The 21,715-nt window shown below is 46.8% G+C and carries 12 protein-coding genes; 3 read left to right on the top strand and 9 right to left on the bottom strand.

Features of this window, described 5'->3' with window-relative positions:
* Positions 1–20: 20 nt before the first annotated feature.
* The 5 genes from mrdA to KUA48_RS11535 all read right to left on the bottom strand — a co-directional run bounded on the left by mrdA (position 21) and on the right by KUA48_RS11535 (position 5,165).
* On the bottom strand, positions 21–1,871 hold the full coding sequence (mrdA, locus tag KUA48_RS11555; RefSeq protein WP_153072388.1) for a penicillin-binding protein 2: 1,851 nt from the start codon (positions 1,869–1,871) through the stop codon (positions 21–23).
* Between the two features lie 63 nt (positions 1,872–1,934).
* The gene (mreD, locus tag KUA48_RS11550; protein WP_022120425.1) at positions 1,935–2,432 is read right to left on the bottom strand and encodes a rod shape-determining protein MreD; all 498 of its coding nucleotides are present in this window, start codon (positions 2,430–2,432) and stop codon (positions 1,935–1,937) included.
* 29 nt (positions 2,433–2,461) lie between these two features.
* Positions 2,462–3,334 (bottom strand): rod shape-determining protein MreC, encoded by an 873-nt coding sequence (gene mreC, locus KUA48_RS11545; RefSeq protein WP_153072389.1) that lies wholly within the window; start codon positions 3,332–3,334, stop codon positions 2,462–2,464.
* 31 nt (positions 3,335–3,365) lie between these two features.
* Complete coding sequence (locus KUA48_RS11540) at positions 3,366–4,388, bottom strand: rod shape-determining protein (protein ID WP_006847875.1); 1,023 nt, start codon at positions 4,386–4,388, stop codon at positions 3,366–3,368.
* Positions 4,389–4,571: 183 nt separating this feature from the next.
* Entirely contained in the window at positions 4,572–5,165 is a 594-nt protein-coding gene (locus KUA48_RS11535) for an IMP cyclohydrolase (RefSeq protein ID WP_118255632.1), read from the bottom strand.
* 455 nt (positions 5,166–5,620) lie between these two features.
* Here KUA48_RS11535 and clpB point away from each other — a divergent pair, with 455 nt between their 5' ends.
* Positions 5,621–8,137 carry an ATP-dependent chaperone ClpB gene (gene clpB, locus KUA48_RS11530; RefSeq protein ID WP_218432868.1) on the top strand — a complete coding sequence of 839 codons (2,517 nt, stop codon included), beginning with the start codon at positions 5,621–5,623 and terminating at the stop codon, positions 8,135–8,137.
* 106 nt (positions 8,138–8,243) lie between these two features.
* On the opposite strand, the gene KUA48_RS11525 is transcribed toward clpB, so the two are convergent.
* From KUA48_RS11525 to KUA48_RS11510, 4 genes are all read right to left on the bottom strand, one after another.
* Complete coding sequence (locus KUA48_RS11525) at positions 8,244–11,810, bottom strand: alpha-L-rhamnosidase (RefSeq protein ID WP_218432866.1); 3,567 nt, start codon at positions 11,808–11,810, stop codon at positions 8,244–8,246.
* Positions 11,811–11,879: 69 nt separating this feature from the next.
* Positions 11,880–13,691, bottom strand: a complete 1,812-nt coding sequence (locus tag KUA48_RS11520) for a right-handed parallel beta-helix repeat-containing protein (protein WP_118255635.1) — start codon at positions 13,689–13,691, stop codon at positions 11,880–11,882.
* Between the two features lie 12 nt (positions 13,692–13,703).
* The gene (locus tag KUA48_RS11515; protein WP_153072393.1) at positions 13,704–15,815 is read right to left on the bottom strand and encodes a beta-L-arabinofuranosidase domain-containing protein; all 2,112 of its coding nucleotides are present in this window, start codon (positions 15,813–15,815) and stop codon (positions 13,704–13,706) included.
* 122 nt (positions 15,816–15,937) lie between these two features.
* Positions 15,938–17,935: a glycoside hydrolase family 97 protein gene (locus KUA48_RS11510; protein WP_153094801.1), complete on the bottom strand. Its 1,998-nt coding sequence runs from the start codon at positions 17,933–17,935 to the stop codon at positions 15,938–15,940.
* A 616-nt stretch (positions 17,936–18,551) separates the two neighbouring features.
* Between KUA48_RS11510 and hflX the strand changes: the two genes are divergently transcribed.
* Both hflX and KUA48_RS11500 read left to right on the top strand, forming a co-directional pair.
* Positions 18,552–19,799, top strand: coding sequence for a GTPase HflX (hflX, locus tag KUA48_RS11505; RefSeq protein ID WP_022120421.1), 1,248 nt, complete (start codon positions 18,552–18,554; stop codon positions 19,797–19,799).
* Between the two features lie 28 nt (positions 19,800–19,827).
* Positions 19,828–21,684 carry a DUF4954 family protein gene (locus KUA48_RS11500; protein WP_218432864.1) on the top strand — a complete coding sequence of 619 codons (1,857 nt, stop codon included), beginning with the start codon at positions 19,828–19,830 and terminating at the stop codon, positions 21,682–21,684.
* The last annotated feature ends 31 nt before the right edge of the window (positions 21,685–21,715 follow it).

The following is a 21,715-nucleotide window of genomic DNA, read 5'->3' as shown; positions in this document are numbered from 1 at the left end:
TATAAACTATTAACTGAAAACTATCTACTGCTTAATCCGTAGGCGATTCTACGGGCCTGCATCTCTGCAGCCCTATGCTCAGAATCAGGAGATAACTTACCCTTGAGATACTGTTCCATCATCAGACCACCGATAGGCACACCATAGTCAGCACCCCAACCACCATTCTCTACATACACGGCAATGGCAATCTTCGGGTTGTTCATCGGAGCAAAGCCCATGAATACAGAGTGGTCATGGCCACGGTTCTGTGCCGTACCCGTCTTGCCGCAAGGTTCGAAATCGTAGCGGCCGAGCATCTTACAGGTTCCCTTCAGCGCCGAACTTCTCATACCGGCTACCACATAGTCGTAAGCCCGGCGGGAAGCCTTGGTATAATGGCGTCGGGTATAGAGCGTATCAAGCGGTTCGCCCTTTACCTTTCTCACTACATGAGGCACATAATAGTATCCCCTGTTGGCAATGGTAGCACCCAGGTTAGCTATCTGCAACGGCGTGAGGTTAACCTCACCCTGACCGATAGAAATACTGATTACCGTCAGTCCGTTCCATGAACCATTATAAGCCTTATCATAGAACTGTGCATTCGGAATCAGACCGCGTTTCTCGCCAGGCAAGTCGATGCCCAACTTATATCCGAATCCCATGCTCACCATATAATCTTTCCATACGGTCATCGCATTCTGTACGCTGCCATACTTCTTGCGGTTACCTATCATATAGTAAAGACCCCAACAGAAGTAACCGTTACAAGAGGTACTGATGGCATCAACCAGTGCAATAGGCGACGGGTGACCATGACAGCCCACATGCAGACCCTTATAAGAGAAACCATGATTACATGGGAATGCTGTTCCCGGTGTGATGATACCTTCAGTAAGATAGGTCAGCGCCTGGCTGGTCTTAAAGGTAGAACCCGGAGGATACTGACCCTGAATACTACGGTTCAGGAGCGGTTTCCAAGGATTATGCGAGAGCCACTTGTGCATCTTACCGCGGTTTCTACCCACCAGACGTCTTGGATCGTAAGAAGGAGAAGAAACCATAGCCAGCACATCGCCCGTTCTAGGATCGATGGCAACGATACTGCCGATTTTACCCTGGAGCAGACGTTCGCCCAAGGCTTGCAACTTGACATCCAATCCCAGCGTCAAGTCCTTTCCTGCCACAGGCTTCCGGTCGAGTTTACCATTCTGATAGCTACCCTGTATTCTTCCGTGGGCATCTCTCAGCATGATCTTCACACCCTTCTCACCACGCAGCTGCTTCTCATAAAACTTCTCGATACCCAGTTTTCCGATATAGTCACCAGCCTGATAGTAGTCATCATCTTCAATATCGCTTTGCGAAACCTCACCCACATCACCCAGCACATGGGCAGCATAAGGATAGGTATATTCTCTGACGGTACGTTTCTGGACATAGAAACCGGGGAATCGGAACATCTTCTCCTGGAACACACTGAAATCCCGGTCGCTCAACTGTCCCATAAAAAGCTGCTGGGTATAGCGCGAATAGCCCGGATTTTTAGAGCGGTCCTTGATATCGTTCATTCGCTTGATAAAAAACTCTTTCGTGATACCCAGCGAATTACAGAAATCCATCGTATCAAGCCTGCCGCTCTCCTCGTTCATGACCACCATCAGGTCGTAAGACGGCTGATTATATACCAGCAGCTTACCATTACGGTCGTAAATGGCACCACGGGCGGGAAACTCAATATGCTTCAAGAAGGCATTACTGTCGGCATTCTTCTTGTAGTCGTCACTCATAATCTGAAGCGTAAACAGACGAATCATGTAAATGACCACAATAGCTGTGGCCACTCCACCGATAACGAATCTACGTTTTTCAAGATTGTAATCCAACATACCTTATTATATATAGCAAACTAAAAATCGTGTTCTTTTCTCTCTCATCACTTATCCGGAATCTTACTTTCTGAAACTTTCTGTCGCCATCACCAATATATAAGTGATAACCGTACTTCCGCCTATACATTCCAACCAGTGAACCCAATTAAAGAAATTGAATGTTTCAAGTGTAAAGAACAATAGATTATAAACGAGAATGATGAAGAATACGTACCAGCAATATGCACCTACGCCGATAGAACGCATGGACGGTTCCAGATCGTCGGCGCTGTCACGCGGTACGAAAAGTTCAAACAAATAAGGTTGTAGCAGTCCTACGGCAGTCATCGAAGCTGCTGCAACACCTGGCGTATTGGCAAATACGTCCACACAAAGCCCCATCATAAAGCACCACAATAACACCGCCCATTTAGGATGGTTGCGGCGGAAATGCAGTACCATAATGATATACAGCAAGGGGGTGGCACAATTGAATAGATGAATATGATTAAACACCAATCCCTGTACCAGCACGAGCACCACAAAGGTAGCTAGTCTTTTCACTAAATCTATACTCATTGCTTTTTATATCCTCTTACTATACGTCATTATTGATTATTGTCTCCATTTGTTTCGATGCTATCCTGTGCTGCACGCATAATCTCCAATCGCTCTTTCATGGCGGCATCTTCAATTACACATACATCACGCAGACGGGCAAAATCGGTAGAGAGGCGAAGTTGTACGCGATACGACAGGCCATCGGCGGAGTTGAACACGTGCAATATCCTACCTACTCTCACTCCAGGAGGAAATACAGCAGAATAGCCACTCGTTACCACATAGTCACCCAATTTAAAGTGAGCATGACGTGGCACCTCTTCCAGATAGGCAAGGTCAGACACACCACCCTTCCAGCGCAGATAGCCAAAATAGCCTCTATTCTGAATCATACAACTGATGTTCGACTTCGTGTTCAATACCGGAATCACGATAGCGTAATGTTCTGCCACCAGATACACGATACCCACAACACCCGTACCGCTGATTACACCCATATCCTTGTGGATGCCATCCGCGCTACCCTTGTCAATTGTCATCAGGTTGCCGGGTTTATCGACACTATTCGCCACTACCTTAGCCGGAATCAGACGATAGTTTCTCAGCAATGCAAACTGGTCACGATGGTAGATGCTGCTATCCTTGGTCACGCTCACGAGACTGTCAGAAAGTTTCTGCACCTCCTGTTCGAGATACGCATTGCGCTGTGTCAGTTCCTGATTCACCTTGGTAAGTGAGAAGAATGTTTCCACATTCGCATCCCATTCATACAACTTACCCGTTACGGCATTAGCCGAGGAGAACCAGGCACTGCCCTGATAGCTGTTATACTGAAACAACAGCACCATACTCACCACCTCAAGAATCAGGAAGACAAACCAATGGTTGTATTTCGCTAAAAACTCTAAAAGGTTGCGCATACTTTATTCTTACTATTAGAATAAGTTCTGATTATCTCATCAAGAATGAGAAACGGTCTACATTCTTCAACGCAATACCAGCACCCTTGGCAACACTGTGCAATGGATCTTCTGCAATGTGGAATGGGATATTGATCTTATCCTGCAAACGCTTGTCGAGACCGCGGAGCAAAGCACCACCACCAGAGAGCCAGATACCATTCTTCACGATATCGGCATAGAGCTCAGGAGGTGTGTTCTCCAATGCTGAGAGCACAGCGTTCTCAATCTTTGCCACGGTCTTATCCAGACAGTGAGCAATCTCCTGGTAGCATACAGGCACCTCCATAGGCAACGCTGTAATACGGTTAGGACCATGTACGATGAAGTCCTCTGGAGCCTCATCACCCAGATCGGTCAGAGCTGAACCCACATGAATCTTGATACGCTCAGCCATACGCTCAGAAACCTTCACGTTGTGCTGACGGCTCATATATTCCTGGATATCGGCAGTAAGGTCGTCACCGGCTGTACGGATTGAGTTGTTCGATACGATACCACCCAATGAGATGACAGCGATTTCGGTAGAACCACCACCTATATCAACAATCATATTACCCTCTGGAGCCTCAACATCGATACCGATACCGATAGCGGCTGCCATTGGCTCAAAAATCAAATATACATCACGCCCGTCGGCATGCTCGGCAGAGTCGCGCACAGCACGAAGCTCAACCTCGGTAGAACCAGAAGGTACACCGATAACCATACGGAGTGAAGGAGAGAAGAGACGGCTACCAGTATGAACCATCTTAATCAATCCACGCATCATCTGCTCACAGGCAGTAAAGTCGGCAATCACACCATCACGCAATGGTCTGATAGTACGGATATTATCATGAGTCTTCTCGTACATCATCTTAGCCTTCTCGCCCACAGCAATCATCTTGTCGGTGCGGCGGTCAAGGGCTACAACAGAAGGTTCATCCACTACAATCTTATCATCACTGATAATGATGGTATTGGCTGTTCCCAAGTCCATTGCGATTTCCTGAATAAATGAAAAAAATCCCATTTCGTTTCTAAAATCTATATTATTTTAAGCTTAAAATTTTCTTTTTATTTAAGGAGTTAAGGAGTTAAAGGAGCATAGAAGCCACGGCAACAGTCTGTCATATACCGGGGAGGAATCCCCGCAGACACTTGTCCTGACTTCTTCCACTTCTTAACTCCTTAACTACTTTATTTTTCCGAGAGTTTACTTAGCAAACCATGCATGGATTGCAGTATCGTAGTGAGAGCTTACACCGAATGCACGCTCTGCAAACATCTTGCGGTCTTCGATATCAGTCTCAGCACCCTTCTTCTTCAGGATATCGAGCAATACGCCGTATTCAGTCTTGCTAGGAACGATCACCACGTCCTTGAAGTTTTTGGCACCTGCACGAATCAAAGAGATACCGCCAATATCGATTTTCTCGATGATATCAGCATCGCTAGCACCGCTAGCTACAGTCTGCTCGAAAGGATACAAGTCTACGATGACGAGATCGATAGAAGGGATTTCGTATTCCTTCATCTGCTCCTGGTCACCCTCGTTGTCACGGCGAGCCAAGATACCTCCAAATATTTTAGGATGAAGAGTCTTTACGCGGCCACCCAAGATAGATGGATAGGTAGTGACCTCCTCAACTTTCTCGCATTCATAACCCAAAGATTCGATAAACTTCTGGGTACCACCAGTACTCAGGAATTTTACACCCTCTTCATTCAACTTGGCGAGCAATTCGTCCAAGCCATCCTTGTGGAAGACAGACACCAACGCTGTCTTGATTTTCTTTGTTTCAGCCATTGAACTTATAAATTATAATTTATGATGGTGCAAAGGTACGAAGATTATTTTGATTACACAACATTTCCCCCCATAAAATAGCATTATTTAAAGGATATTTAAAAGATAATTGAGAGAAATCAAGAAATAAGCAATCTGAGCGAATTCTAATCCTATCATTTCTTCGCGTACTGAACTTTCGCCAGTAAGCCCCACATGTCCTGAAAGGAACCTGGGCCTTCAGCCCGTACTCAAACCGCCTTCTTCTGTCATTCTGTCCGGAAATATATCTTATTTCTATCTTTTATCTATTCAAAACAAGACAGATTGTCAGTAAACCATTGATTTTCAACGAATAGGCATAAGTTTCGCTAAAGGATGGGAGGAACGCACCGGGAGGTTTCCGAAGAGGAGATTCCGGAGCTCATCCGAATAACACAAATAAGAATATATAATATAAGAAAGGAGATATTAATATGACATTCGACAAATTTACAATCAAGGCGCAGGAGGCAGTACAGGAAGCCGTAAACATTGCGCAGCGAAATGGTCAGCAAACCATCGAACCGGTACATCTGCTTAGCGGTATTCTTGAAAAGGCTACTGATGTGACCAACTACATCTTCCAGAAGTTGGGCATGAACGGACAGCAAATCGCCATGCTCTTGCGTCAGGAGATGCAACATCTGCCTCGTGTGCAAGGCGGCGGTCAGCCGTACCTCAGCAACGAGACTAACCAGATACTGATGAATGCCGAGGATACCGCCAAGAAAATGGGCGACGAGTTCGTTAGCGTAGAACCTATCCTGTTGGCTATCGTACAGGGCAATTCTACTGCTGCACGTATTCTGAAGGATGCTGGTGCAAATGCCAAAGATATGCTCGCTGCCATCCAGGCACTGAGACAGGGACAGAACGTAAAATCACAAAGCGCAGATGATAACTATCAGAGTTTGGAGAAATATGCGAAAAACCTTGTAGAACAGGCTAGAAGCGGCAAGCTGGACCCAGTTATCGGACGTGATGAGGAAATAAGAAGAGTACTCCAGATTCTGTCACGAAGAACCAAGAACAACCCTATTCTGATAGGTGAACCTGGTACAGGTAAGACCGCTATCGTAGAAGGTCTTGCCGAGCGTATCGTACGTGGCGATGTACCGGAGAATCTGAAGAACAAGCAACTCTATTCTCTCGATATGGGTGCGCTGGTAGCCGGTGCCAAATATAAGGGTGAGTTCGAGGAGCGTCTGAAGAGCGTCATCAAAGAGGTAACCAACGCCAACGGCCAGATTATCCTCTTCATCGATGAGATTCACACGCTGGTAGGTGCTGGCGGTGGCGAGGGTGCCATGGATGCTGCCAACATTCTGAAGCCAGCCCTGGCTCGTGGTGAACTGAGAGCCATCGGTGCTACTACCCTCAACGAGTATCAGAAGTACTTCGAGAAGGATAAGGCGCTGGAACGCCGTTTCCAGACCGTCATGGTCAATGAGCCTGACGAGGTAGACGCCATCAGTATCCTCCGTGGTATCAAGGAGCGCTACGAGAACCATCATAAGGTACGTATTCAGGATGATGCCTGCATCGCAGCCGTCAAGTTATCAGAGAGATACATCTCTGACAGATTCCTCCCTGATAAGGCTATCGACCTGATGGATGAGGCAGCAGCCAAACTGAGAATGGAGCGTGACTCTGTACCAGAAGAACTGGATGAGATTACCCGCCACTTGAAGCAGTTGGAGATTGAGCGTGAGGCCATCAAGCGCGAGAATGACCAGCCTAAGATTCAGCAGCTGGATAAGGAAATTGCAGAATTGAAGGATCAGGAGCATGACTTCCGTGCTAAATGGGAAGGCGAAAAAGCGCTCGTCAACAAGATTCAGCAGGATAAGCAGGAGATAGAAAACCTGAAGTTTGAGGCTGAACGCATGGAGCGCGAAGGCAATTACGAACGCGTAGCTGAAATCCGCTACTCTAAACTGAAGGCGCTCGAGGATGACATCAAGAAGATTCAGGGGCAGCTGAAGAGTACACAGGGTGGCGCAGCGATGGTCAGAGAGGAGGTTACTGCTGATGATATCGCTGAGGTTGTAAGCCGCTGGACCGGAATACCAGTAAGCCGTATGATGCAGAGCGAGCGTGAGAAACTGCTCCATCTGGAGGAAGAACTCCACAAGAGAGTCATCGGACAGGACGAGGCTATCACCGCTGTAAGTGATGCCGTTCGCCGCAGCCGTGCCGGTTTGCAGGATCCTAAGCGTCCTATCGCCAGCTTTATCTTCCTCGGTACTACCGGTGTAGGTAAGACGGAACTTGCCAAGGCGCTGGCTGAGTATCTGTTCAATGACGAGTCGATGATGACCCGAATTGATATGAGTGAATATCAGGAGAAGTTTAGCGTAACCCGTCTGATCGGTGCGCCTCCAGGGTATGTAGGCTACGATGAAGGTGGTCAGTTGACCGAGGCTGTACGCCGCAAACCATATAGTGTGGTACTCTTCGATGAGATAGAGAAGGCGCATCCTGACGTATTCAATACCCTGTTGCAGGTATTGGACGATGGTCGGTTGACTGACAACAAGGGTCGTGTAGTCAACTTCAAGAACACCATCATCATCATGACTTCCAACGCAAGCCGTGAGATGTTGCGCAAGACCTTCCGTCCTGAGTTCCTGAACCGTATTGATGATATCATTACCTTCAAGCCGTTGACCCAGGAGCAGATTGCCGAGGTTGTAGAACTTCAGATGAAGCGAGTAAAGAAGATGTTGGAGCCTCAGGGCTTTGAACTTCGCTGGACTCCTGCAGCTATCCAGTATCTGGCAAAGGTAGGATACGACCCAGAGTTTGGTGCCCGTCCTGTAAAGCGCGCTATCCAGGATTATGTCTTGAACGACTTGAGTAAGAAGATTCTTGCAGAAGAGGTTAGCAGAGAGAAGCCAATTACCATCGATCATACAGATGCAGATGGATTGGTCTTCAAGAACCAATAATTCCAGCAGATAATCTATCCGCAGGATACAGGTTTTAATCATAAAGATAATGGGTGACAGATATCAAATCTGCCACCCATTTTTTATTTTACAGAACTTTAGCAAGTTATTTCTGTTTTATATCAAACTGATAAGATCCAGAGGCGAGCTCCAAATGATGGAGTTCCTTATCAGCACTTACGTATCTGACTCCCGATGCCTTTTTCAACGGCTTACCATTCTCTGAAATGAAAGAGACAGCAGGGGCAGGCAAGTAGAGAGAGGCTGTCGTATTGGCAGGAACCGTAAACTCATAACGGATACCGGAATCAGTATATTGCCAACGGCTTCTGATTCTGCCATACATTGAATCGTAATAACCCTCAGCATGAGTAATGCCACGCGTAGGGTCAACCTCCGGCTTCAGGATGAAATGCTTGAAACCAGGCGATTTCTCATCACGGCAGATACCGAGAGAGTAATTGTACATCCACGATGCTACAGCTCCAAAAGAATAGTGATTGAACGAATTCATACTGTTGTTCTCACCAAATCCATCCTTTACTGTATAAGAGTTCAAACGCTCCCAAATCGTCGTGGCTCCATTCTTTACAGGATAAAGCCAGGAAGGATAACCCTCGTACTGCAGCAAACGGTAAGCCTCCTCGGACATACCATTATCCGAAAGTGCCTTACTGATCCAAGCGGTACCGATAAAACCCGTCAGGAGCGAATAAGCAGGATAACCGGCCATCGGAGTCTTGATGGCTGCAGCGAGATGAGCCGCCATCTTCTTCTGTAAGTCACCATCTACCACATGGAATGCCAAAGGAAGAGCATAAGATGTCTGGGTATCAATCAACTGTCCCTTGCGCTCAGCATCATACCACGAACAGATGGTCTTACCTGTAGCCTCATCAACGAATGTTTTCCTGAAGAAAGCCCTGCGCTCGTTCGCCAACCGGGTCAGCCATGCCGCATCCTCAGTCTTGCCCAAAGCCTTTGCCATCTGAGAAAGAATATCCAGATCGAATATGAAATAACATTCCCATACGAGCGACTTATCATCTTTTTCATAAGACGGACTGAGCCAATCGCCCAAATCGCCCCACTGATGATGCTGTACGATAAGTCCTGTTTTCTTATCCACATACTCATCCAGCACAAACTGGATATAGCGTTTCATCGATGCGTAATGTTCAGCCAACATAGCCTTGTCGCCATATTGCTGGTAGAGCTCCCAAGGCAAGGTTACACCGGCACTTGCCCATAACAAGCCACCGAAGCCACAATTGGTTGGAGCTACATCTGGATACTGTCCCTTAGCACTCTGCAAATCACGGACAGAGATAAGATAGCGGCGCAAGAACTGGGAAGCATCGGTAATATATGTAGCAGAACGCCCGAATACGGAAATATCACCCATCCAACCCAGACGTTCATTACGCTGAGGACAATCGGTTGGAACAGACATGAAATTAGAACGCGTAGACCATACCGAATTGAGCCACAAGCGGTTGATATCAGAACGGGAGGTAGAATATTGCGAAGCCTGCTCATTCATCGAACTCACTACGATCGCCTTTATCTGGTCTGGCGCTACCGGAGCATCAACACCCGTAATCTCAAGATATCTGAATCCATGAAGGGTATATCTAGGCGAGAAAGTCTCTTCACCTCCCCTGGCTACATAAACATCCTGCGAAGTTGCCACACGCAGATTCTCGGTCATGATCATGCCTACATGATCATGATAGGCTGGCAAATCAGGATATTTGATTTCGGCTGTACGGATCTTTACTTCCGTGCCAGGTTTCAAACCTGAGAAATGTACCAGCGGAACACCCGCCATATTCTGTCCGAGATCATAGACATAAACACCCTTGCGCGGTTCTACACAATTGAGAGCCGTCAGGGTATCAACAGGCATGATTGCCTCTGCCATATCAGGAAGAAGCTGGAAATCCTCAGAAGTCTTGAAATCTGATTCCTTCACTTCTACAGCAGTCTGCCAATTTCTGTCATCGAAATGAGGCATCGCCCATCCTTTGCAGTCTTGTTCCTTGCGTGCATCATATACCTCACCCATAAAGAAACTGCCATATCTTACAGCGCCATCATCATAGCTTTTCCAGGTTGCAGGATCGGTAACGATGGTTTGCTGTGAACCATCCTCGTAGGTTATCTGCAACTTTGCCATTAACGACTGCCTGTCGCCATAGAAATTCCAATTTCCGGTTACATAGGTGGCACCACCACTCCACCATCCTTCGGAAAGGACGGCTCCGATAGCATGCTCACCCGACTGCTGAAGCAAAGAAGTTACATCGAAGGTCTGGTAAGTATGAGTATGGTTATACTCTGTAGTACCAGGGTTGAAATAAGCTTTACTTACTGCCTTACCATCTATATAGATGTCGTAGATTCCGCGGGCAGTAGCATAAAGACGGGCTTTTCTGACTTTTTTGCCGGAGGTAGCGAACTCTGTACGAAGCATAGGCGCAGTATTCTCCTTAAAGGCAAAGATGCCAAGCGCACCTTCTTTCTTTCCATCTACAGAGAGCTGATTGGCAGAGAGTTGGTTGGCAGAGAGCTGGCTGGCAGAGAGTTGCTGTAAAGGAGCAGCTACCACATTCTGAGGCGATTTAAAGTTTCTTACCTCAATATGACTGAAAGTAGCCTTCTGACCTTTAGCCACGTAATATCCCCAATCGACTAGCATCGGATAGGCAATATAGTTATTACCCTGTTCTCCGGTAGGATTCAGAATCAGACTTCCTACAGAATGTTGTTTGCCATCAGTATCGATTTCCACCTTTTCACCAACAATTTCCTTTCCATCCAGGAAGAGAGTTGCCGCACCGGTATCCATCGAAATATCTATCTGATGGGCAGCATACTGGTTCTGCCTGTTGATAACCGCAGTAGGAATATCGTAGGAAACCAAAGGTGCGGCATCCGTCTCGCCAACCTTGTAGCCCCGACGATAGAAATTGATACGGGCAGGCTTCGACTTTCTGAGAGGCGCAATATCAAGTTCTACGCGGATATAAGAAGAATCCTTCGCATTGGATACCCCTAAGAGATTCTTATTGCGATCCATCAGTCGGGGATCGTTGGCACCGAAGATGAAGGAAGCTGCTGTTGACTTCGATTTCTTATCGAGTTGCAGTTCGTAATGAAGTCGGAAGGTTGGGAAATAAGGGGCATAGAACATCACGGGAGCATTGCCTCTTCCTATCCATTTAGCACCTTCCCAAGCCAGATATGTTCCTTTTCCGGCTGTCGCGACAGGATGGTTATAGTCTGTACCCAGCACCAAGGCTGTTTCAAAAGCAGAAGAAGCCTGCAGCTCTTCGTTTTTCTGATTCCAGACTGTAAGATGCCACTGGTAGCGGGTAGAAGGGCGAAGCGATTCGCCAGCATACTGTATGCCTAGCGATTCGGTACTTTTCACCTTACCCGTATTCCAGACTTCCTTACCCGTTTCATCAATAACAGATATCCGGTAAGCACTCTGCAGATTTCCTCTACTTTTGTCATCAACCTCCATCTGCCAGGCAAACCGAGGATGCATGACACCTACTGCCAGTGGAGTATTCCGATATTCCACTTTCAGATTCTTCAGCCATGTGGCTGCATGTAATCCAGATGGCAGCATCATACTGACCATCCATATTCCGATAAATTTCATACGCTTTTTACTTTGAACCTTGAACTTTCTAATTAGCAAAGACAGCTGTTTTTATTTTTCACTTCATCCCTACTCCTTTATTTTCCCTGCCTTCTTCACAATTTCATCAGCCACCTGCGGACCATTATTCTGCCAGACATTATTAGGACCGCAGGCGTTTTTCAGGAATTTCTCTTCTGGCGTCCAGTTATCTTTCAGGAGAATATTAGAAGAACCCTCATCAGTATAGAGATAGAAATAATGATGAGGATCGTGTACGTAGGAAGGATGGAAGATATCCCGCACTACATTCTCTGAAATAACCGTGTTTGGCTGGTTGCCAAGTGTGTAGATGCCAGCGCAATCGTACATATGGGCAGCATAGCGCTCGATAAGATTGGCATGAATGCGATTATCATGCATCACAACCAAATCGCGATTCCAACCCCATCCCATACTGATAGCCGAATAACTGACATCATGAATATAATTATGTTCGATGTTCATGCGGCTGACGTAACCCAAAGCGATAGCACAGGTACCCCACTCCTCGTTTGTAACATCAGAGAACTCGCAGTTCCTGACATGCAGTCCGCTGCACACCTCACGCAAATCCTGCGGACGATAAGGCAGATGCGTCTCCAGACCGGCAGGCGAAAAGCTGCCACATACCAATCCATTCATCGCTATATCTTCGAAGGTGCTGCTAAGTACTGCTCCATCCCGGCAACCCTCAACAAAATCGAGACCATCGCCACCCAGATGTCCAAAAGAGCATGAATCGAAAACCGCTCTGCTTGCATAGCGCAATTCAACAGCAGCAGCGGGTCTGCCAAGCCAATCCTGATTATCTAGTTTATGGTTGTTCACACGGTCGATACTAGGGCGCAGTTTGTAACCTTCGGTAATGAACATTCCCGCCTGCAAAGGTACATGTCCCTTGTAAGAAGGGCGGTTCCATGTTGTAACTTCAAAGTTTACATTTCTGAAAGTAACAGCATCCACCATTTTTTCTCTGGTTCCCTCGAATTTCACCAACGTTTCCAAAGCCGGCGCCGCAACATCCATACGCTCCCCTTTCCTAGGCATATAATACAGTTTATGCGTACGGATATCATGATACCATTCGCCCGGTTTATCCAGAAGAGGCAGCGCATTCGAGATAAAGAAAGGAGAATTGTGCTCACAATTATACATAGGTGAAGGCCAAGGACGTTCAAACTGAATCTTAGCCTCAGGATCGTGGAAAGATATGGCAGCAGAATCGCCCTGAATACGGATGTTTCTGATGCGCAGATAACTTACCTCCCACATCTGATGCAGCGTCATCTCTGCATATCTTGCATCCGGTCGGATGATGCTGTTACCCGCCTTATCCTTAGCACCCGTCAGAAGCTGACGAACAGCAGAAGCCGGAACCCAGATGACGCGTTTCTTCTTGTCTACCCATCTGATGCGCGGCATCTGATTGAAATCACTCACGCCACGTGCCCTATCAGCCCGCGAGTGATTCACCCAGAGATGTCGGAAATTCATAGGACATCCATTGAAATCAGGCACATCAGCCACCAAATATCTGCCCTGTTTCTTCCATCCGGTAACAGGTACGGCTCCTGTAAGTACCGTACCTGCCGAATGCTTTACCGAAGGCGTTCCCTCAAAACAGAGATGACTGTCTTCCGGACGGAGCACCAGAGGTTCATAGAGTCGGTATTGCCCCGCCTGCATTTTAACTACTACCGAATCTGCCTGTCTCAATCTTCTCATCTCGCGAGCCTTGCGAACCGCATCAGCGAGAGAAGAATCTGGTGATACTTGCACATAGCCTATCTTCTTATTTTCTGCAGAGAGAGCGAGGCTGAAGCCCAGCATTCCCAGCAATAGGATTCTTCTTAATTTCATAACTAAAAAAAATTATTTTCTAACTGAAAGCCAAACCGACATTTCCACATCACTACCCCGATTATCCCAGGCATAATAAGGAATGAGCGTAACATTTACTTTTTTCTGGGCAGGAGCAAGTGTACGGTAAAGCTGGTTCTTCTGCCAGGATGCTGCAGTTCCCTTTTCAGCAAGCAGCGCCTCCCCCTGGAGCGCAACAAACTCGTGACCGTCGATCGTCTTTTTTACTTCAGTCCATTGGATATCAGCAGGAATCACGATATCATTCACGCTTACCCTACCATACTTATCTTTGCAGGAAGCAGGAACAGAAGAAGCATCGATATCCACATTTTCCAAACAATAGACAATAGGTCCGCGCATCACGGCTATCTGGTTCTTATTCTCTTCAACCAAAGGGTTAGCCTCCACCAGACGAGGTTTCATATCAAATGTTCGTTCTACGAGGGTTCCCTTCTTCCAACCAGTCTGTCTGCCTTTTGAATCAGTAGCAGAAATCGCCTCATATCTACCCTCTCCCGGCACGCGGAGCATCAAGGTTCTGATATTCTTAGCCTTGTTGATGCGAATGGAAACCTTGCCATCATAAGGATAACCTGAAGTCATCTCCATATCAACATCCTTTGTTTTCAGATGATTATCACCATACATGTTCACCCACAAAGTATCCCCTTTCACGGCATAAGCATACTCCTGCGCTTCGCAAAGTGCACGAAGGGTGTTAGGTGGACAGCAGAAGCAACTGATATACTTCTGGCGGGTTTTCGGCCAGCGCATCACATAAGGGAAATCGCCCGTACGGCGCAGGGCCTGAGTATAGAAATATCGGGTACCATCGAGCGAAATGCCCGGCAAGACTCCATTCAGGAGTTCGTTTTCTACCATATCCATATAGCGGGCATCAGCTGTGGTTTCGAGCATACGCCAGGATAAGAAGATATTACCAATCTGCGCACAGGTTTCATTATGCGAAGTCTCGTTTGGCAACTGATATGCTCTGCCGTATGCCTGGTGAATCTGCTGAATGCTAGGCTGATCGTAAGTGGTTCCATCAGGTGACACACCATCATAGAGGGCACCGCATCCACCTGTGATATAAATCTTGCGATAGGTGATATCATCCCAGATACTGGACAGATTCTTCATGAGTTGCTTCTCGCCTGTTTCGGCATAGAGATCAGCTACACCCGCATAGAGATAGTTGGCTCTCACCGCATGCCCCATCGCCTCATATTGCTCACGGAAAGGATGGCGATCCTGATTGTGATCTTCACCATTCTTCACTTCATCACGAATGGCTATCAATCCCTCTGCCAGTTCCAGATAACGCTTGTCACCGGTAGCACGGTACATCTCTGAAGCTGCCATATAATGAGAAGGACAGATTGCATTGCGCGCCAACTCATCGCGCTGGTTCTTCAGAAAATCATAGAGAAAATCGGCTGCCTTGAGTGCACAGTTGAAGAGAGTCTTCTTGCCTGTGGCACGCCAATGTACGATACCGGCAGTCATCAGATGTCCCAGATTATAGGTTTCGAAGTTGAGACGGCTGGCAAAGGCTCCTTTCTCATCTTTTCCTCCTACTGTGATACCGATTTCGGCTTCATCTTTCCGGTCTTTGAGAGCATGCGTATCGATGCCCTTATGGCGCTCATCTATCACCACAGGGGTATGGATATAACCATCGGCACGCTGTGCCTTAGCTACTTCGGCAATAAAGCAATCCATCAGGGCATCTAGTTTCTGATCATGGGTTACTGCATAAACCGAAGCACATGCCTCAAGCCATTTATACATATCGCCATCATGAAAAGGAGGTCCCCAATGTTCGCCTTCAGCATCGCCCGCCGCAATCTCGAAATTACGGAAGCCGTGCGATACCTCGGGTGTATCCCAGGTTTTCCACATATCCCAAAGCGAGGTTTCTGAAAAGACCTTGAATCGGCCACCCCAAAAACCGCCTGTCCAACGGGTACTTCCCAAAGGCATATTTACCATTCGGGCTTCCTTGCTGTGGCTCATATCTACCAGTCCATTGTGCTGTGCCATGACTGGGGAGGTAAAGGCAGAAAAAGCAAGAAGACCTGCCATCATCCACTTTCTGCTGTAGTTTGCTGTCATCATTATTGTTATTCGTTTAGTTTTTAATTTAGTTTTAAGACGAAAAAAGGGATGATTTTGTAATCACCCCTTTTTATTTATTATGTATTGTTTCTGCGGATTCATTACCGGCGATGAACAGCATTCTAATTGATGATAATACCGCCATTTGGCTGAATCACAACCTTTGCCTTACCATTCTTGCCTACTTTCAAGGTCTTCTTTACCGAAGTGTAGAACTTCTCACCCTGTTTCTTTGGCTGATCGGTAAGATATTCCACAGTCTTGCCAGCGAACATAGGCAGATTGAGGGTCAGGGTGAGCGGCTTGTCTGTAGCATTCAAACCACCGACAATCCATTTTCCGTTATTGATTGCTGCACCAGAGCCGTTCTCTTGAGACGCCTTACGGGCTACAACCGCATACTTCGTAGGATATCCTGCGATAAACTTCACATCGTCCCATGCTGTAGGCAAGCCCTTCAACCAGTCCAATTCCCATTGAGGAACATCCTGAAGATTGTTAGGATAGAGACAAACACAGTTTACGCTGCTCTGATTGGTGATAGCGGTTGCCATCTCGAAGACATTACTTGTATAGCGCTGATGACGGCTCTTGTTATCTCTTGAAAGATATTTGTTCATCATCACGCCACCCCAGTCGAAGCTGGCTACAGCATTTCTTGAGAACGGATGCATCGTCATCTCGAAAGCCTCCTTTTTGGCATGATAATCGGTGAAATATACATTCTCAGAAGCCAATGCTGCCTCGCTGGAAACATAGTTAGGATACATGCGCTCCCAACCTCTAGGCATGGTACAACCGTGGAAGATCACCTCCAGACCATAATCGTTGGCATCGCTCAGAATATCTTCGTAGAGTTTCATCGTCTCCTGCTTGTCACCACCGAAGAAATCAACTTTGATTCCCACAATACCTATCTTCTTCATCCAAGCCATCTCCTTCTTGCGGGCGATGGAATTGTTCATAATCTGACGTGGAGTCTGTGGAGCATCATTCTCGAAACCATTCGAATTATACCAGAGCATCAGACTAACCTGCTTGCTCTTGGCATACTGAGCCAATTTCTCAATCTTGTCACGACCGATGCGCTGGTCCCACCAGTTGTCTACGAGGATAGCCTCATAGCCCTGAGCCGCAGCAACATCTATCATCTTCACCTGGTCATCATAGTTGATACTCTCATCCTGCCAGATCAGCCAGCTCCAGGTATAGCGTGAAGGCTTATACTGCTGAGTTGGCTCATACAGAGGTTCTACCACATCGTAAGGGATGGTAGTTTCTACTATAGGAGCCAATGTGGTGCCAACGGTAATGGTACGCCATGGTGTTTCGCCCGGCAAAGGTATACCGGCATATTCTGAACCGATTCCGTTGTTTTCACCTTTCTGAGGGAAAGCTACCGTATATCCCTTCGCTGCATCATAATCAGAAAGTCTGCTGGCTGGATATGCACTCGATACTCCTGTTTCGCTGACCAATGCCCAACCGTCATTACCCACCTTGAAGAGACAAGGGAAGGTATAGCCCACACCAAACTGCGACTTCTTTGTCATCGGAGCATTCGGAGTATATTCTTCTTCGTAAGATGGTTTGGTTCGTTCCCAACCAGTCATCGGACCGATTTGAGGGCAGAGGAAAGTGGTGGTCTGCTCAGGGAAATTGAAACCGCTCACCTCATTATATATAATCACCGACTTAGGGTTATTCTTCTTCGGACGGATCATCTCATATTTGTAGGCAACATCGTTGTTGCTTACATGGAGATGCAAGGTCATGGAATCCTTCTTGGCATTGAGGAATCCGATGGTAGCCTCATAAACATCCTTTTCGATGTGGCTTTTCTTGATACGGGTCATGTCGTAAGAAAGATGCTTCTCTGTTCCTTTCATCGCACCCATGGTAAGATGCTGGGAGAAGTCGCCATAGTTGGCTACCAGTCCCAAGGCAGAAGGTTTAAGCATCTGCTTGCCATTCAGCTCTACCGAATAGAAAGCCTTTCCGTCTACACATTCCACCTTGACCGCCAATCTGCCGTCAGGTGAACTTACTTTATAATTGTTGGCTTTCGCACAAACCGTGCCGAGCAACAAAATACTAGCAATACAAACTTTTTGCTTCATTTTCATTTTATTGTTAGGTTGATTTATAATCTTCTCTATGATGCTACAGCAGTATAGCCGGCATACTACTCCAGTTACTGCTGCATACAACAAAACCGCATGCAAAGATAAGTTATTTTGCAGAGAAAAGAGTATACTTTTTGTTCAAAAAGCATCCATTTTCGTAAAATCTAACGAAAAAGAGACAAAAACGAGGAAAAATAAATGGTAAGAAAAGCCTTTAGATGAGAAGAAAACAAAAAGCCCCGACATCGCGTCGAGGCCTTTGAAGTTTTTGAATGTTTCAGCAGTTTGTGTTTTTTATGTAGTTATGATTTTATCGTTTTTGAAAATCAATTCTTTTTCTGGGTGCAAAATTAAGACAAATATTGATATAAATCAAATAAATCTCGATTTTTTATGCAAAAAACCACGTAAACGTTTACAATTTTTGCACACCAAAAAGACCATTTGTGAGCTGTTGTGGCTAAAATACAGCTGTGCATTTTGTGTCTTTTGAATATTTTCTGCCACATTAATAAAAAAGTTAAAATATTGATGCTATATTTTGTTTTCTCTGTATTTTACACTATCTTTGCACTATCTTTTCACATTATTATATAGATAAAGAAAATAGATGAAAGAATTTGTAATATCAGAAGTCAAGGCGGAAACCGCTGTACTCGTGGGTCTGATTACCAAGACACAGGACGAAGCCAAGACAAAAGAATATCTCGACGAGCTGGAATTTCTTGCCGATACTGCGGGGGCTGTCACCGTAAAGCGATTCACGCAGAAGGTGGTTTCTCCTAACCAGACCACCTATGTGGGTAAGGGTAAACTCGAAGAAATCAAAGAATATATCAAAAACGAAGAAGAGGAAGATAGAGAAGTAGGTATGGTCATCTTTGATGATGAGCTTTCTGCCAAACAGATCCGTAACATCGAACAGGAACTGCAGGTGAAGATTCTGGACCGCACCTCACTCATCCTCGATATCTTCGCCATGCGTGCGCAAACCGCTGCGGCTAAAACCCAGGTAGAGTTGGCGCAATACCGCTATATGCTCCCTCGTCTGCAAAGACTCTGGACTCACCTGGAACGACAGGGTGGTGGTTCAGGATCGGGTGGCGGTAAGGGATCTGTTGGTCTGCGTGGACCGGGTGAGACCCAGCTCGAGATGGACCGCCGTATCATCCTCGGCAGAATGAGTCTCCTCAAAGAGCGACTGGCAGAAATCGACAAGCAGAAGACTACACAGCGAAAAAACAGAGGCAGAATGGTGCGCGTGGCACTGGTGGGCTATACCAACGTAGGTAAATCTACCATCATGAATCTGCTCAGCAAGAGCGAGGTGTTTGCAGAGAACAAACTCTTTGCCACCCTCGACACCACCGTACGCAAGGTGGTGGTAGACAACCTGCCGTTCCTCCTTGCCGATACCGTAGGATTCATCCGCAAATTGCCAACCGACCTGGTCGATTCATTCAAGAGTACCCTTGACGAGACACGCGAGGCTGACCTCCTTCTGCACGTAGTAGACATCTCACATCCCGACTTCGAAGAGCAGATCCAGGTAGTAGAGAATACGCTCAAGGAACTGGATTGCGCCGATAAGCCATCGATGATTATCTTCAACAAGATAGACAATTACTCATGGGTAGAAAAAGAGGAAGACGACCTCACACCGATGGAGAAAGAGAACATCCCGCTGGAAGACCTGAAGAAGACCTGGATGGCAAAACTCAATGAGGACTGCCTCTTCATCTCGGCAAAGAACAAGGAGAACATCGACGAATTCCGAGAGATACTCTACAAGAAAGTAAGAGAGTTGCACGTACAGAAGTATCCATACAACGACTTCCTGTACCAGGATTATGAGTAAGAACATAAATATCAATAACAAGTAAGTTATGAATGATTACAGACCTTTAACCACCGAGGAAATCGAGGTGCTTAAACATAACGACTGCTGGGCCGAAGACTGGACCTCAGTCAATGTATCAGAAGATTTCAAGCCCAACTTCATGCACCGCGTGATGCTCTATGGCGAAATAAACATCGGATCCTTCAACAAGAACGTGGAGGTGAGCCAGGGCTTCGTAAAGCATTCGGGCATCAACAATGCCACCTTGCGCAATGTAACCATAGGCGACGACTGTCTGATAGAAAACGTAGGCAATTTCATCAACAACTATACCATTGGCGATGATTGCTACATCTCAAACATCTCGACCATGGAAACAACCGAGGGAGCTACTTACGGCGAAGGAAATCTTGTGAGCGTACTCAACGAGGTGGGCGAAGGCAACGTAATCCTCTTCAGCGATCTGAACAGCCAGCTGGCAGCCTTCATGGTGAAGTATTTCCCTGACAAGGAAATGAAGGAGAAAATACGCCAGCTCATCAAGACCGACATCGACAACAAGATGCCGGATCGGGGCCAGATTGGCAACAATGTGAAGATCATCAATACCAAGGAGATTACCAACTGCGTAATCAATGATTACTGCGAAGTGAACGGTGCTTCCCGTCTGAGCGACTGTACGCTATTGGGCTCTGTGCATGGCAACGTATATATCGGCACAGGCGTTATTACAGAAAACAGCATCATCGCTGAAGGCGCCAGCGTCATCAACAGCGTAAAGATACAGGATTGCTTCGTAGGCGAAGCCTGCCAGCTGTCTAACGGCTTTACCGCATCAGCCTCCGTATTCTTCGCCAACTCCTATATGAGCAATGGCGAGGCTTGTGCAGCCTTCTGCGGTCCTTTCACCGCTTCTCATCATAAGAGCAGTCTGCTTATCGGAGGCATGTTCTCTTTCTATAACGCCGGTTCTGCCACCAACTTCAGCAACCATGCCTACAAGATGGGACCTATGCACTGGGGCATTCTGGAGCGCGGTTCCAAGACAGCCAGCGGTGCTTATCTCCTGATGCCAGCCACTCTGGGTTCCTTCTCAGTATGCTTCGGCAAGCTGATGCATCACCCTAACACCCGCAACCTGCCTTTCGCCTACCTCATTGCCGATGGCGACAAGATGTTCCTCATCCCGGGCAGAAACATCACTACCGTAGGTCTGTACCGCGATATCAAGAAATGGCCTAAGCGTGACCTCCGTGCTATGGAGAACCGCAAGAGCATCGTCAACTTCGACTGGCTTTCACCTTATTCTGTTGGCGAGATTCTGAAGGGTAAGAAGATTCTTGAAAACCTGCGCGAGGTAACGGGCGATAATGTTTCGCAGTATCTCTATCACGAATATATCATACCGGCCTCATCGCTCCACAAGGGCATCAAATATTATGATATCGCCCTCCGCATCTACATGGGTGCCGTATTGAAGCGTGTACTGAAGCGCGACCCAGCCATCACCCCTCCAGCCACCCATGTCGGCGTGGGCGATTGGGATGATCTTTCGGGACTCCTACTCCCGGTTTCTGAAGAAGAAGGCATCGTTAGGGATGTGAAGGAAGGAACTATCGAGAATATAGAACAGTTGCTCGACCGATTTGAAGAAATCAATGCCAACTATCGCGACTACCAGTGGGCATGGACCTACCAGATGATCTGCGATTACTACGGCATCAGTGACATCACACTCGAAGATGCCAACCGCATACACGAAGATTATATCAAGGCACGCCGCTCATGGATAGCAGAAATCCGAAAGGATGCTGAGAAAGAATTTGCCATGGGCGATGTGGAGGAAGAGGTTTTCCGCAACTTCGTCGACAGCCTCGACCAGGAAATAGAATACGAGAATTAATTAGACTTGAATATTTCAACAGTTTAAAATA

The organism is Segatella copri (genome assembly GCF_019249795.2).
Classification (GTDB): domain Bacteria; phylum Bacteroidota; class Bacteroidia; order Bacteroidales; family Bacteroidaceae; genus Prevotella; species Prevotella copri_B.
The sequence above is the reverse complement of the archived record's forward strand: the minus strand, read 5'-3'. Positions and strand labels throughout refer to the sequence as shown.

Excerpts from the sequence above, each read along its gene's own strand:
- mreD (WP_022120425.1), bottom strand. The coding sequence starts at position 2,432 with ATGAGTATAGATTTAGTGAAAAGACTAGCTACCTTTGTGGTGCTCGTG.
- hflX (WP_022120421.1), top strand. The coding sequence starts at position 18,552 with ATGAAAGAATTTGTAATATCAGAAGTCAAGGCGGAAACCGCTGTACTC.
- KUA48_RS11510 (WP_153094801.1), bottom strand. The coding sequence starts at position 17,935 with ATGAAGCAAAAAGTTTGTATTGCTAGTATTTTGTTGCTCGGCACGGTT.
- mrdA (WP_153072388.1), bottom strand. The coding sequence starts at position 1,871 with ATGTTGGATTACAATCTTGAAAAACGTAGATTCGTTATCGGTGGAGTG.
- KUA48_RS11520 (WP_118255635.1), bottom strand. The coding sequence starts at position 13,691 with ATGAAATTAAGAAGAATCCTATTGCTGGGAATGCTGGGCTTCAGCCTC.
- KUA48_RS11540 (WP_006847875.1), bottom strand. The coding sequence starts at position 4,388 with ATGGGATTTTTTTCATTTATTCAGGAAATCGCAATGGACTTGGGAACA.
- mreC (WP_153072389.1), bottom strand. The coding sequence starts at position 3,334 with ATGCGCAACCTTTTAGAGTTTTTAGCGAAATACAACCATTGGTTTGTC.
- KUA48_RS11535 (WP_118255632.1), bottom strand. The coding sequence starts at position 5,165 with ATGGCTGAAACAAAGAAAATCAAGACAGCGTTGGTGTCTGTCTTCCAC.
- clpB (WP_218432868.1), top strand. The coding sequence starts at position 5,621 with ATGACATTCGACAAATTTACAATCAAGGCGCAGGAGGCAGTACAGGAA.
- KUA48_RS11500 (WP_218432864.1), top strand. The coding sequence starts at position 19,828 with ATGAATGATTACAGACCTTTAACCACCGAGGAAATCGAGGTGCTTAAA.
- KUA48_RS11515 (WP_153072393.1), bottom strand. The coding sequence starts at position 15,815 with ATGATGACAGCAAACTACAGCAGAAAGTGGATGATGGCAGGTCTTCTT.
- KUA48_RS11525 (WP_218432866.1), bottom strand. The coding sequence starts at position 11,810 with ATGAAATTTATCGGAATATGGATGGTCAGTATGATGCTGCCATCTGGA.